The 12,564-nt window shown below is 68.1% G+C and carries 12 protein-coding genes; 6 read left to right on the top strand and 6 right to left on the bottom strand.

Annotated elements, in window-relative coordinates:
* Positions 1–2: 2 nt before the first annotated feature.
* Entirely contained in the window at positions 3–875 is an 873-nt protein-coding gene (locus JOE41_RS06415) for a 3-hydroxyacyl-CoA dehydrogenase family protein (protein WP_209751561.1), read from the top strand.
* A 39-nt stretch (positions 876–914) separates the two neighbouring features.
* On the opposite strand, the gene JOE41_RS06410 is transcribed toward JOE41_RS06415, so the two are convergent.
* Positions 915–1,355 (bottom strand): SRPBCC family protein, encoded by a 441-nt coding sequence (locus tag JOE41_RS06410; RefSeq protein ID WP_209751560.1) that lies wholly within the window; start codon positions 1,353–1,355, stop codon positions 915–917.
* 35 nt (positions 1,356–1,390) lie between these two features.
* On the opposite strand from JOE41_RS06410, the gene JOE41_RS06405 reads away from it, so the two are divergent.
* Positions 1,391–1,999: a GNAT family N-acetyltransferase gene (locus JOE41_RS06405; protein ID WP_011693091.1), complete on the top strand. Its 609-nt coding sequence runs from the start codon at positions 1,391–1,393 to the stop codon at positions 1,997–1,999.
* Positions 2,000–2,065: 66 nt separating this feature from the next.
* Here the strand turns inward: JOE41_RS06405 and JOE41_RS06400 are convergent, their stop codons facing one another.
* On the bottom strand, positions 2,066–2,962 hold the full coding sequence (locus JOE41_RS06400) for an SGNH/GDSL hydrolase family protein (RefSeq protein WP_209751559.1): 897 nt from the start codon (positions 2,960–2,962) through the stop codon (positions 2,066–2,068).
* A gap of 195 nt (positions 2,963–3,157) precedes the next feature.
* On the opposite strand from JOE41_RS06400, the gene JOE41_RS06395 reads away from it, so the two are divergent.
* Entirely contained in the window at positions 3,158–3,871 is a 714-nt protein-coding gene (locus JOE41_RS06395) for a tyrosine-protein phosphatase (protein ID WP_209751558.1), read from the top strand.
* A 19-nt stretch (positions 3,872–3,890) separates the two neighbouring features.
* Entirely contained in the window at positions 3,891–6,362 is a 2,472-nt protein-coding gene (locus JOE41_RS06390; RefSeq protein ID WP_209751557.1) for a trypsin-like serine protease, read from the top strand.
* A gap of 141 nt (positions 6,363–6,503) precedes the next feature.
* Here JOE41_RS06390 and JOE41_RS06385 read toward each other — a convergent pair whose 3' ends face one another.
* Together JOE41_RS06385 and JOE41_RS06380 are read right to left on the bottom strand one after the other, a co-directional pair.
* Positions 6,504–7,451 (bottom strand): anti-sigma factor domain-containing protein, encoded by a 948-nt coding sequence (locus JOE41_RS06385; RefSeq protein WP_209751556.1) that lies wholly within the window; start codon positions 7,449–7,451, stop codon positions 6,504–6,506.
* Positions 7,438–8,013, bottom strand: a complete 576-nt coding sequence (locus JOE41_RS06380) for an RNA polymerase sigma factor (protein WP_011693086.1) — start codon at positions 8,011–8,013, stop codon at positions 7,438–7,440. Before JOE41_RS06380 ends, JOE41_RS06385 begins: the two co-directional genes overlap by 14 nt.
* A 198-nt stretch (positions 8,014–8,211) precedes the next feature.
* On the opposite strand from JOE41_RS06380, the gene JOE41_RS06375 reads away from it, so the two are divergent.
* Positions 8,212–8,802 (top strand): ferritin, encoded by a 591-nt coding sequence (locus tag JOE41_RS06375; protein WP_209751555.1) that lies wholly within the window; start codon positions 8,212–8,214, stop codon positions 8,800–8,802.
* Positions 8,803–8,927: 125 nt separating this feature from the next.
* Here JOE41_RS06375 and JOE41_RS06370 read toward each other — a convergent pair whose 3' ends face one another.
* Both JOE41_RS06370 and JOE41_RS06365 read right to left on the bottom strand, forming a co-directional pair.
* Positions 8,928–9,635: a DUF4397 domain-containing protein gene (locus JOE41_RS06370; protein ID WP_209751553.1), complete on the bottom strand. Its 708-nt coding sequence runs from the start codon at positions 9,633–9,635 to the stop codon at positions 8,928–8,930.
* Between the two features lie 107 nt (positions 9,636–9,742).
* On the bottom strand, positions 9,743–10,159 hold the full coding sequence (locus JOE41_RS06365; RefSeq protein ID WP_043430976.1) for a PaaI family thioesterase: 417 nt from the start codon (positions 10,157–10,159) through the stop codon (positions 9,743–9,745).
* A gap of 184 nt (positions 10,160–10,343) precedes the next feature.
* Here JOE41_RS06365 and paaZ point away from each other — a divergent pair, with 184 nt between their 5' ends.
* The gene (gene paaZ / locus JOE41_RS06360) at positions 10,344–12,455 is read left to right on the top strand and encodes a phenylacetic acid degradation bifunctional protein PaaZ (RefSeq protein WP_011693082.1); all 2,112 of its coding nucleotides are present in this window, start codon (positions 10,344–10,346) and stop codon (positions 12,453–12,455) included.
* Positions 12,456–12,564 lie beyond the last annotated feature (109 nt).

Here is a 12,564-nt window from a genome sequence, read left to right as displayed (position 1 = left end):
CCATGAGCAATTCCGTACTTCCGGCGGGCCTTCCCGCCACGGTGGGCGTCCTCGGCGGCGGCCGGATGGGGGCGGGCATCGCCCACGCCTTCCTGATCAACGGTGCCAACGTCCTGGTGGTGGAGCGGGACGAGGCCTCGGCCGAAGCCGCACGGGAACGGGTGGAGTCCGCGGCCGCCAAGAGCATCGAGCGCGGCGCCACGGACGGCAACCTGGACGAAATGGTGTCGCGGCTCTCCGTGACGGTGGACTATGACGACTTCAAGGACCGCGAGCTGGTGGTTGAGGCCGTTCCGGAGGACTGGGAGCTGAAGGTCGCCTCCCTCCGGGAAATCGAGGCGCGACTATCCGACGACGCCTACCTCGCCTCCAACACCTCGTCCCTGTCCGTGAACGGACTGGCCCGCGAACTCAAGCGCCCGGGGCACTTCCTGGGCCTGCACTTCTTCAACCCGGTTCCCGCGTCCACGCTCATCGAGGTGGTGCTCGGCGAGCAGACGTCCCCGGACCTGGCCGCTGCGGCGAAAAGGTGGGTGGAGGCGCTCGGCAAGACCGCCGTCGTCGTCAATGACGCTCCCGGCTTTGCCTCGTCGCGCCTTGGCGTGGCCATTGCCCTGGAAGCCATGCGCATGGTGGAGGAAGGCGTCGCGTCCGCCGAGGACATCGACAACGCCATGGTGCTGGGCTACAAGCACCCCACCGGCCCGCTGCGGACCACGGACATTGTGGGCCTGGACGTCCGGCTGGGCATCGCGGAGTACCTGCAGTCCACCCTGGGGGAGCGCTTCGCTCCGCCGCAGATCCTCCGCGACAAGGTGGCCCGCGGCGAACTGGGCCGGAAGACCGGCAAGGGATTCTTCGACTGGCCGGCTTAGGGCCTGCGGCGAAGGGCCCGCGGCCTTAGGGGTCCGGGCCTAGCGCCCGGCCCGCGCGTCGAGGGCGGACTTCAGGCCGTTCATTGCGGGATCCCGGAGTGACATGAACGCCGGCTTCATGAACGGTTCAATGAGCCTGAGCGCGCCCTTGAGCTGGAATTCGGCCGTGTACTGCACCGTGCAGCCGGTCCCGTCCGGGGAGACGTCGATCGAGTCCTCGGATATGACCGTTTTGTTTTCGCCCCGGAGCTTGATGTGGTTGCCGGTCAGCTCCACCACCTCGTAGATGAGGGTCTGCCGCTTGCCACGGAATTCCGCTTCGGCGTGGTACCGGTGGCCCACGGCGACGGGGCCCCCGGAGAGCTTCTTCACCACGGGGGTGCCCGGATCCCACTCCGCGGTGTGCTCGAAGGCCGACAGGTAGTTGAAGGCTTCCTCTGCCCCGAGGGGAGAGCTGACGGTTCCCGCTACTGTGATCATCCCAACAGCCTAGCCGCTGCCCCTAGGATGGTCCGGTGACTTCCATCGATCCCATCACGCTGACCGGTCAACACGTCGTTCTCGAACCGCTGAGCCACGCGCACCACGACGGCCTGGTGGAGGCTGCCCGCGACGGTGAACTCTGGAAGCTCTGGTACACAACCGTGCCCGGACCGGAGGGCATGGCCGCGGAGATCGACCGCCGCCTCCGGCTCCAGGAAGCCGGCTCCATGCTCCCGTTCACCACGCGACTCCTTGATCCCGCCGCCGGTGGTCCCGGCCGGGTGATCGGGATGACCACGTACATGAATATCGACGCCGCCACTCCCCGCGTGGAGATCGGTTCCACGTGGAATGCGGCTTCTTCGCACGGCACGGGGACAAACGCGGACTCCAAGCTGCTCCTGCTCCGGCATGCCTTTGAAACGCTGGGGTGCCCGGCCGTCGAGTTCCGGACGCACTGGCTCAACCACCAGTCCCGGGAGGCGATCGCGCGGCTGGGAGCGAAGCAGGACGGCGTACTGCGCAGCCACACCCGGACGGCTGACGGGCAGCTCCGGGACACTGTGGTGTTCTCGATCCTCGAACATGAGTGGCCCATGGTCCGTGCCGGCCTGGAGTTCAGGCTGGCCAAGCAACGCTAGGGCCGGCGCCCCCGGGGCGGGCAGCCCTGGCCCGCGCGGTCCGGCGCGGTCCGGCGTGGTCCGGCCCTACCTCGCCAAGGTGCCCGGCTTGACGTCGCTCATCACGGCCGTGGCATAGGCGCGGTGCCCGGTGGGAGTGGGGTGGAAGTTGGAATCCGCCAGAGGATTCCCGCCGTCGTACGCGATCCACGGATCGGCGGAGTTGACGGCGTGCCCGGCAAACCTCGCTGTGACGTCGACGAACTGCGCGTTCGCCCCGTAAGCATTGGCTCTGGAGACTGCCGTGGCGATGGCGGCATTGAGCTTGTCCGTGGCCTGGTTGATCAGCCGCTGTTCGTCCACGGAGAAGTACGGATTCCCGTCAGCCGGCTCGAACAGCCGCGGATACCCCAGGACAGCGATCTTCGCGGACGGAGCCGCCGTGTGAATCTGCCCGTAGATGTAAGCGAGCGCCTCACCCACCTGACCCATCCCGCTTTCGGAAGACGCCACAGCACCGGCGCACACTTCAACGCCGTAGGCCGCGCAGGCGCCCAGCACCTGACTCACCCCGGCGTCGTTGGCTCCGGCGGTGATGGTGACTATTCCGGTGGAGGGATTCAGTTTCCCTGCGCCGACGAGGCCCGTGAGCTGGGTGGTGACGCTGATTTGTTTCTGGAGCGGGTCATCGCCCGAAAAAAGGAGTGCCCCGTGGCAGGCGGCATTGACCACCAGGGACACTCGGCCTGTTTTGTCGACGTCGGCAACATACCCCGGGCTGCTCTGCCAGCACGTCGCTTCGGGTGGTCTGACGGCCGCACCCGCACCGGTTCCCGCGGTGTAGGAGTCACCTACCGCGATGTAATCAAGTCCCCCCGCAGGCACCGCTCCCGCCGGCCCTGCCGCGGTTCCCAAGGCCAGGGCCAGCGTTGCCAGGCCGGCAGCGTACGCCGCGTGCCGCCGTCGTAATATCCGGTCACTCATCAGTTTCCCCTTTGTTCTGATCTGTGCACCGGGCTTTTGGGCCGCGGGCCGCGGCCAAGCCGCAAGTACGCCCAACGGTACCCGGCCGCCCGCCCGCCGGACACGGGCCGGAATACCCGTTTATTCGCCGGGCGCCACCCCATTTTCCGGCCGGTACCCGTGCCGGATGCCGGGGGTCTGTGATTAGCTGTCTGGATGGAACAGCCTGGACAGCCCGTGAACTGGGACGGAGCCGTGAATGCCTGGCGCATTTCCGGCAGCGTGTTCCGGATGGGGCGCCGGGAATGGGTCACCGAGACGGGCTGGAAACAGGCGTACGACGACGGCGTCCGCACCGTGATCGACCTCCGGAACCCCTCGGAACACGGACTGAGGGACACGGACCCCGCCGTTGGCGCGGAGGTGCTGGCGGCGTTCGACGTGGTGCATGCGCCCACGGAGGATCCGGGCCACCCGGAGTTCAAAGAGTTGTGTTCCCCCTACCTGAACGATCCTGCCTGCTACGCGGCCAATGCCCGGCTGTTTCCGGAAAAGCTCGTGGCCGTCTTCAAGGCGGTTGCCGCGGCCCCCGCCGGTGTGGTGATCCACTGCTCGGCAGGCCGGGACCGCAGCGGGATGGTGGCGGCGATGCTCCAGGACCTTTCCGGCGCCGGTGACCATGAGATTGTGTCCGGTTACCAGGCGGCCATGCGGGGCATCAATGAGCGCCACCGGCTTGTGGGTCCGCCGCACAAGCACGAGCGCTACCTGGCGGAGGAGGTGCTGGTGCCGCTCCTGGAGAAGCGCGGCGGCGGAGTCCTGGAATTCGTCCGCGGCCTTGATACCCGGAACTATCTCTTGCACCACGGGGTCACCGTGGCCGAGCTTGCTGCCATCCGCTCGCGGCTGGCAGCAAGGGTGACGACGTAAACACACAATGGGGGACACCATGACGCATCATTCCGGCCGGAACCCGTTCAACCGCGCCCTGGGGCTGGCCGCTTGTGCCGCCCTGGCGTTCGGCGGCACCTTCCTGGCTGTTCCCGCCGTCGCAGAGTCCGGTTCGCCGGTTCCCGACCCCTCCGTGTCGGCGCCGGCCGCAGCCACCCCGGACCCAGCCACCCCGACCACCGCCGCGCCTGCACCTGCGTCCGCGGCGACTGCTACCACCGCCGCGACCGCACCGCCCGCCGCGGGCGGTTCCGCGCCCGCCATCAGCGACGCCGGCCTGACGGAGGCCATCCTCCGCGACCTGGGCATGACACTGGAGCAGTTCAACGCCGCCGGTGACCAGGGCAAACGCGCGGCCGACGCCGTCGCCTCCTTGCACGGATTGCCCGGCTACGTGGGAATCAGCTTGAAAGACGGCCGGATTGTGGTCGAGGGCAGCGGCCCGGAGCTCGAAGCCCGGGTGGCGGAACTCAACGCCGCGGGACCCGGGGATTTTGTGCTTGTGGCGTCCAGCGCGGCGCCTGCGCCTCCGGCCGCACCGGAACGCGTCGCGGCCAGCACGGACCAGCTGTTCAAGGACTACGTCCGCGAGGTGGGCGCCGCAGGCCTTCAGGCTGTGGCATATGCCAACGGCAGCTTTGTGATCCGCGCCGGCGGCACCAACCAGCCGGAGGCCGAAGGCGCCCCGGCCAACCCGGCCAACCCCGGACCCTCAGCGGCCTCGCCTTCACCGTCCGAATTCGTGGCGCGCTACTCGAACGTCCGCCTGGAGGAGGGCGCACCCCTTGCCCCGGAGGAGGACTTCTTCGGCGGGCAAGGCTATGTCCTCAACAACGGCGTCATCTGCTCCGCCGGTTACGGCGCGTACAGCCCGGACGGGAAACCGCTGGTCCTGACTGCCGGCCACTGCACCGAAGACGGCACCCTCACAACAGCCAACGTGGAGAGTCCGGAATCGCCCGCTAACAGACTGCTCGGCACCCTGGGCTACAGCCAGTTCGGCGGCCCGGGCAACTCGTGGATCACCGGCGACGAGGCCAGCCCCGGAAACGTGGGCACGGACATCGCCGTGATCGGGGACATCCGGCCGGGCCTCGACGTCCAGCCCGCAACCACCCGCTGGGATGCGCCCACGGATCCAGGATCCACGGCCGTGAAGATCATCGGAACCGCATCGCCGTCCCCCGGACAAGCCGTCTGCCGGTCCGGCCGGACCGCCCGCTGGTCCTGCGGCACCGTGGACGAAGTGGGCATCTACGTCGTGGGCGGTTTCACCGCCGACCCGTCCGACCTCCGGGCCTTCCGCGGCTTCCTGTCCACCTCCGTCCAGTCCAGCGGCGGCGACTCCGGCGGACCTTGGATCAGCGGTAATTTCGCCGTCGGCACCCACTCCGCGGGGGACCAGGTCGTTCCCGGCCAGCCGATCAACAACTTTGCCGTTGCCACCACGCTGGAGGATGCCATGACCCGGCTTCCCGGCGTGCAGCTTCAGCTGTTCCTGAACAAACCCCTGCTCACGGAGCCGGCCGACGGCGGCGGAGTGGCACTCGGCCAGGCCATCACCGGGAAGGTCCCCGCGGCCCCCGCCTCCGCCGTCGCCGCGGGTTCGAAGGTCCGCATCACCGTGCCCGGGCAGGAACCTGTGGAGGTGCCCGTGGACGCCGCCGGGCAATGGCAGTTCACAGCCCCCTCACCGGCCGGCCGGCTGCGGTTTACCGCCGAAACGGTGAACGGCTTCAGCCACTCCGGAGCCAGCAGCTTGGACGTCACAGTGCTGCCTTCGGAGCTCCCGGCCCCTGTCATTGCCAGCCCGGCCGCGGGTGCCGCGCTCACGGCCCTGGAACGCATTGAGGGCACCGGAACGCCCGGTGCCACGGTGGAACTTTCCGGCGACGCCGCCGGGCAGGCCGTGGTGGGGCTGGACGGCAAATGGGCAGTGCCGGTGACAGGCGAGGCGAGGTACGGATCCTTCACCGTCAACGCGGTGCAGACCGCCCGGGGCGTCGCCGCGAGCCCGGCGGCGAGCCGGACGTTCACGGTGGTGCCGCCATCGCCTGTGATTGCCAGCATCCGCGACGGTCAGCACTTCGCCCACGACGCCGTTCCCCGGAGAATCACCGGGTCAGCGCTGAAGGGCGCGGCGGTGACCGTCACGGTGGATGGCGTACCGGTGCAGGCCGCCTCGGACGGGACCTGGAGCGCGCCGTTGCCGGCGGGGCTCGCGACCGGCACCCACAACGTGACGGTCAGCCAAGCGGTCGACGGCGTGGCTTCCGCGCCGGTGAACCTCACCTTCGTGGTTGACCCGGCACCGGTGGTTGTTCCCGCCGGCATCACCCCGGCAGCCATCTCAGGGCAGTTGCCGGCCACCGGCGCCGACGGCCTGCTCACTGCGGCCGGTGTCGGGGCAGGCGTGCTGCTGCTCGGCGGTGTTGTCCTGGTCCTTGCCAGGCGACGCTCCCGCCGGTAGGCAGCCCCCCGGCGCTGAACCCGTCCCCCGAACCTGCCCCTTGAGCCGGAAGCCGTTACTGGAAATCGGCCTGCCAAAGGTCCGGGCCGGCTTCACGAAGGTAAACGGGCCGCAGAGGTAAATACTCGGCGGCGTGGCTGCTCAGCTTTCCGCGGCCAATTCACCCCGCGCAATGCTGTCCGATGAATGTGCGGGGTTGCCGTCGAACGGCTCGTTGGACACATCAACGATGGGGTACTGGGCAAGGTCGAGGCCGGCGGGGATGGCGAAGACGCCGGGCTCGCCGTCCAGCACGCCAAGGCTCACCAGTTTGGAGAGGTCCGGCGAGATCACCCACACCTCACGGTAACCGCTGATTTGGCCCGCCGAGAGCTGCACCACCAGCTGGCGTGTGCCGTCGGGAAGCTCCTCCACCAGGGCCTTGCCGCTGGCGGTGTAGGACTTGAGGGGCTGCAGGGGAGCCTGGGCGATGACCACCGCCTGCGGGGCCGTCGGCGTGGGTGAAGGCATTGCTTCCGGCCCTTGTCCAAGGACGTTGTAGCCGGCCCACACTGCGGCAGCGCCCACCACGATCCCTGCGGCCGCGGCCATGGCCACCCACCGCCGGGCACCCGAAGCTGTTCCGGGGGACCCGTTCCGACGTGCCGAACCCGGCCTCGCGCCCCCGGCGCGCCGCCGGAGAGGCGTCGGCGCGGCGACAGGCTCCGAGGCCGCCTGCTCCGCTCTGACCTGCTCCGCGGTGGCAGGCACGGTGGCGACAGTCGCCGTCGAGCCGGCGCCCGCCGTCGTGCCTTCCGTCGCCGTCGAGCTTCCCGTCGTGCCTCCGGCGGGGGCCGGCCTGCTCAACGGGTCCTGCGCCTGCTCGGGGGAGAGGCCCAATGCCTGATGGATGGCTGCCCAGGTGTGCGGTCCGGGCGTGGCCAGTTCCACTTCCGCGGGATCCACGGTGGCGGCGCGGACGGTGCGTTCCAGGGCCGCCAGAGTGCCCGCGCATTCACGGCAGAACGCCAGGTGGTCAGCCTCGGCCGGCGTGAGGGCGGGTTCACCGAGGGCCATCAGGCTCAGCTGCTCATCGTCAAGATGCTTCATGGCCCACCTCCAGGCGGGTGCGCATCCGCGAAAGGCTGCGACGGATGTGGCTCTTGACGGTGCCGAGGGGCAGCTGCAGGCGCGACGAAATCTGATCGTGCGTGAGGTCCTCGTAGAACGCCAGCTTCATGATCGCCTTCTGTGGATCGCCCAACCGCTCCAGCTCTTCCTCCAAGGTTATGCGGTCGGCCACGGCTTCCACGTCAGCAGCCACTGGTCCGGCGCCGCGCTCATCGCCGACGAACTGCCCCGCAGCATGTTCCAGCTCCTGCCGGCGCATCCGGGCGGACAGCGCATCGGAGATGGCATTACGCGTGATCCCCACCAGCCAGGCAGGAAGCCGCGCGGCCTCGGGCCGGTAGCTGAGGCGTGACTTCCAGGCGCGGATGAAGACTTCCTGCGTGACGTCGTCGGCCGCTGCCCGTTCCCCCAGCGACCGCAGCGCCAGCGTGTAGACGAGCGGGCTCAGCCGCCGGTAGGCCTCGGCAAGGGCCGCTTCCTGCCCGGCCGCGAACGCATGATCGAGAGCGGCGTCCCAATCGTGCGGGCCGGGAGGCGTCATCAATGGCTCCTTCGAGCGGCAGTGAGACCTGTGGAACCACATTATGCCGTGCCCGCTGGCGCTAGGCCATAGTACGGGGCCTTGACCGCCGACTCCGCAGCGGAGCAAGCTCAAGGAAGGCCCTCCGGCAACCCCGGGCCCCGCAGAGCCTCCGTGCCGCAGGTCCTCAGCCTTGACCCCCGACTCGAGGAGAGCCCCATGAGCGCCGCAACATTCAATGACCTGCTCGCCAAACAGGTGGGCAATGAATTCGCAGCATCCCAGCAGTACATCGCCATTGCGGCGTGGTTCGACGGGCAGGATTTGCCCAGGCTGGCCAAGCACTTCTACCGGCAGTCGCTGGAGGAGCGGAACCACGCGATGATGATGGTCCGGTACATCCTGGACCGCGGCATCAGGATTTCGATTCCCGGCATCGACCCGGTCCGGAACGACTTCACTTCGGCGGAGGAGCCCCTGGTCCTGGCCCTGGCGCAGGAAATTGAGGTCACGGACCGCATCAAGGCGCTCTTCGCCGCGGCGAGGGCCGAAAACGACCCCCTGGGCGAACAGTTCATGCTCTGGTTCCTCAAGGAGCAGGTGGAAGAAGTCGCGTCCATGTCCACCCTCCTGAACGTCGCGCGCCGGGCGGACAACCTCTTCGACGTCGAGATGTTCCTGGCCCGCGAGCGGGTGGGTGACGCCGGCGGCGGCGCCGGTCATGGCGGCCACCATGGCGGCGGACATGGGGGTCACGGCGGCGGAGGCCACGACTCCGGAACGCCGGAAGCGGCGGGCGGGGCGCTCTGAAGCACGACGGCGGGACGTCGCGTTCGCGGCCGGGCGCGGGGTGGAAACGACGGCGGGGCCGCCTGTCAGGCGGCCCCGCCGGTATTGGCGATCAGTGATGGCGCACGTCGTTCCTGCGGGCCGCCTCAGCGACGGCCGTGCCACCGGTCCTCGGAGTCAACAACCTGGACGGCCACGCCCAGGGTACCGTCGGCCAGGCTTCCCCAGGCGTAGACGATCGTGTTCTTGCCGCCCTCGACGGTGATGTCAGCCGGCCCGATCACGGGATCGGTGGTCCCGGCCGCGGCCACGGACGCCGAGATGGTTCCGGCCTTGAGCTTCAGGGTTGCCTCGTCCGGATTGCTGAGTCCCTCGATCACTGCCGATCCGCCGGCCAGGACGTCGACGGCGGGTGCTGCGGCTACGTGCCTGACCGTCAGCTTGCCCTTCTTGTCGTTGCGGGGAGCTTTGGTGTCGTTGGTGAAGAGCGTGGCCGTGGGGGCGCCGTCGGCGTCGAGGTGGGCCACCGCGGTGTAGTTGCCGCCTTCCTCCAGATCCACGGTCACCGGACCGATCACCGGGTTGTCGGCGCTGGTGGCGTTCCAGGCGGTGATGGCGATTTCGTAGTCGCCGGCATCCAGCTCCAGCGGGCCGGCCAGGGTTCCGGGAGTGAAATCATCCAGGGTGAGCTTGCCGTCCACCCATACGTCCACGGTCAGGCCGGGCACGCCGTGCAGGACCGAGAGCTTGGCAGGGTCGTCGTCGTGGTGCCAGCCGCCGGCCTGTGCCGGGGATGCGAAGGCCAGTGCGGCCGCGAGCGACAGTGCTCCGGCGGCATACGTTGTTTTGCGCATTTCAAACTCCTCAGAGGGACGCCCGGTAACGGGCTGTGTTTGTGCTTACGCCCTTACTACCTGCGGGACGTCCTCTTTGGATGCAAACTCATGGATCTTTTTTGGCGTCAGTTTTTCCGGTCCATCAGGAGGTTGGTTATCCGGAGGGTGCACAGGCGCTGCCCGGCCTCGTTGGTAAGCAGGACCTCGTGCGTGGTCAGCGTTCCGCCCAGGTGGATGGGTGTGGCCGTGATGGTGATCTGGCCCTCGCGCGCCGACTTGTGGTGGGTGGCGGAGACGTCCACGCCCACGGCGGTCTTGCCCATGGTGCTGGCGTGGATCACCGCGGCCCAGGAGCCCACGGCCTCGCCCACGGCCAAGGAGGCACCGCCGTGCAGCAGCCCGAACGACTGCCGGTTGCCCTCCACCGGCATCGTGGCAACAACGCGTTCCACGGATTCCTCGACGATCTTCACGCCCATCTTCTCGTCGAGTTCCCCCAGTGTGATCTTCCACAGTTCGGCGCTGCCGGTTTCGGGCTGCATGGCCACTTCTCTTTCCTTAGGGTGCCGCGGACGGCTTGCTTGGGCGGGACCGGCATTGGAACCAGTCCGGCTTCTCTAGTGTGCAGCAAGGCACATTCATGTACTGTAGACATATTACCGAACGGACGGTCAGTAATGCACTGGCCGTGATGATCTTGCCCCGCGCTGGAAGGACCCGTCAACGATGACCACCACTGCAACTGCTCCGAAATCCTCGCTGGACACTGTGGAGACTGTTCCCAGTTTTGTCCGGGACGCCTGGTGGACGCCCGACGCCGGAGCGACGGCTTCCGCCGTCCCCGTCCTGGACGCCAGCACCGGCGAGCTCCTCGCCAAGGTGAGCACCGAGGGACTGGACCTTGCCGACGTCGTGGATTACGGACGCACCACCGGCCAGAAGGAACTCGGCACGCTGACTTTCCACCAGCGCGCCCTCAAGCTCAAGGAACTGGCGCAGTACCTCAACGCCCGCCGCGAGCACTTCTATGAGCTGTCCGCCCAGACCGGCGCCACCAAGATCGATTCCATGGTGGACATCGACGGTGGAATCGGCGTGCTCTTCACCTTCGGCTCCAAGGGCCGCCGCGAGCTGCCCAACTCGCAGGTGGTGGTGGACGGCCCCATGGAGGTGCTGTCCCGCGACGGTTCCTTCGCCGGCGAGCACATCTACACCCGCATCCCGGGCGTCGCCGTGCAGATCAACGCCTTCAACTTCCCGGTGTGGGGCATGCTGGAGAAGTTTGCGCCCGCCTTCATCGCCGGTGTTCCCACCATCGTCAAGCCCGCAACTCCCACGGGCTACGTGGCGGCGGCCGTGGTCAAGGCCATGATCGAGTCCAACATCCTGCCCAAGGGCTCGCTGCAGCTCATCTCCGGCTCGGCCCGCACCATCCTGGACAACCTCGATTACCGCGACCTGGTGTCCTTCACCGGCTCCGCCTCCACGGCCAATTCACTGAAGTCGCACCCGAATGTGGTCAAGGGCGGCGTCCGCTTCACGTCGGAGACGGATTCGCTCAACGCCGCCATCCTGGGCCCGGACGCGGTCAAGGGCACCCCGGAGTTCGACGCTTTCATCAAGTCCGTGGTCACCGAAATGACCGTCAAGGCCGGCCAGAAGTGCACCTCCATCCGGCGCACCATCGTGCCACAAAGCATGGTGTCCGACGTCGTTGCCGCCGTGGGTGCCCGAATCGAGGAACGCGTGGTGCTGGGTGATCCCCGTGCCGAGGGCGTCACCATGGGTGCGCTCGCTTCCCTTGAGCAGCTTGCCGATGTCCGCGCCGCTGTTCAGTCAATGCTCGACGCCGGCGGCGAGCTTGCGTACGGCACGCTCGATTCGCCCAGGGTGACCAAGGCGGACGGGGGAGTTGACGTCGTCGAAGACGGTGCCTTCATGTCCCCGGTGCTGCTCAGCTGGGCGGACGCCGAGGCCGAGGAAGTCCACTCCCTGGAAGCCTTCGGCCCGGTGTCCTCCGTGATTGGCTACACCGACCTGGCCGACGCCGTGCGCCTGGCCGCCCGTGGTGGCGGCTCTCTGGTGGCTTCGGTGTGCACCAACGATCCCGAGGTTGCCCGCGAGCTGGTCACCGGGATCGCCGCGCACCACGGCCGCGTCCTGATGCTCAACCGCGAGGACGCCCGCAGCTCCACCGGTCACGGTTCGCCGGTGCCGCACCTGGTCCACGGCGGCCCGGGACGTGCCGGCGGCGGTGAAGAACTGGGCGGCATCCGTTCGGTGATGCACCACATGCAGCGCACCGCCATCCAGGGTTCGCCCAACATGCTCACCGCCGTCACAGGCATCTGGCACACGGGGGCCGACCGTAACTTCACGCTCGAGACCGAAGGCCAGCACCCGTTCCGGAAGCACCTGAGCACGCTGCACATTGGCGACGCGATCCGCTCCGAGCTGCGCGAAGTGAGCCTGGACGAGATCACCAAGTTCGCCAACTCCACGGGCGACACGTTCTACGCCCACACCAACCAGGAGGCTGCGGAGGCCAATCCGTTCTTCCCGGGCATCGTGGCGCACGGCTACCTGCTGCTGGCGTGGGGCGCCGGGCTGTTCGTGGAGCCTGCCCCGGGCCCTGTGCTGGCCAATTACGGCCTGGAGAGCCTGCGTTTCATCACCCCGGTGGCGGCGGGCGATTCCATCCGCGTCACCCTGACCGCCAAGAAGATCACCCCGCGCGAGACCGACGAGTACGGCGAAGTGGCCTGGGATGCGGTCCTGACCAACCAGAACGACGAAATCGTAGCCACCTACGACGTCCTCACCCTCGTCGAAAAGTAACCCGGAGACAAAACAACCCCTGGGACGCTCTCTCACTTGTGGCGGGCTTTTCCCCAATGCTCTCTCACTTGCGGCGGGCTTTTCCCCAACGCTCTCTCACCATCCGGGT

The organism is Arthrobacter sp. PvP103 (genome assembly GCF_017833075.1).
Taxonomy (GTDB): Bacteria; Actinomycetota; Actinomycetes; order Actinomycetales; family Micrococcaceae; genus Arthrobacter.
This window is presented reverse-complemented; position numbering and strand designations above follow the sequence as displayed.

Coding starts and splice junctions, on each gene's coding strand:
- JOE41_RS06370 (WP_209751553.1), bottom strand. CDS start 9,635: ATGCGCAAAACAACGTATGCCGCCGGAGCACTGTCGCTCGCGGCCGCA.
- JOE41_RS06410 (WP_209751560.1), bottom strand. CDS start 1,355: ATGATCACAGTAGCGGGAACCGTCAGCTCTCCCCTCGGGGCAGAGGAA.
- JOE41_RS06380 (WP_011693086.1), bottom strand. CDS start 8,013: ATGACGCCTCCCGGCCCGCACGATTGGGACGCCGCTCTCGATCATGCG.
- JOE41_RS06400 (WP_209751559.1), bottom strand. CDS start 2,962: ATGAGTGACCGGATATTACGACGGCGGCACGCGGCGTACGCTGCCGGC.
- paaZ (WP_011693082.1), top strand. CDS start 10,344: ATGACCACCACTGCAACTGCTCCGAAATCCTCGCTGGACACTGTGGAG.
- JOE41_RS06390 (WP_209751557.1), top strand. CDS start 3,891: ATGACGCATCATTCCGGCCGGAACCCGTTCAACCGCGCCCTGGGGCTG.
- JOE41_RS06385 (WP_209751556.1), bottom strand. CDS start 7,451: ATGAAGCATCTTGACGATGAGCAGCTGAGCCTGATGGCCCTCGGTGAA.
- JOE41_RS06365 (WP_043430976.1), bottom strand. CDS start 10,159: ATGCAGCCCGAAACCGGCAGCGCCGAACTGTGGAAGATCACACTGGGG.
- JOE41_RS06395 (WP_209751558.1), top strand. CDS start 3,158: ATGGAACAGCCTGGACAGCCCGTGAACTGGGACGGAGCCGTGAATGCC.
- JOE41_RS06375 (WP_209751555.1), top strand. CDS start 8,212: ATGAGCGCCGCAACATTCAATGACCTGCTCGCCAAACAGGTGGGCAAT.
- JOE41_RS06415 (WP_209751561.1), top strand. CDS start 3: ATGAGCAATTCCGTACTTCCGGCGGGCCTTCCCGCCACGGTGGGCGTC.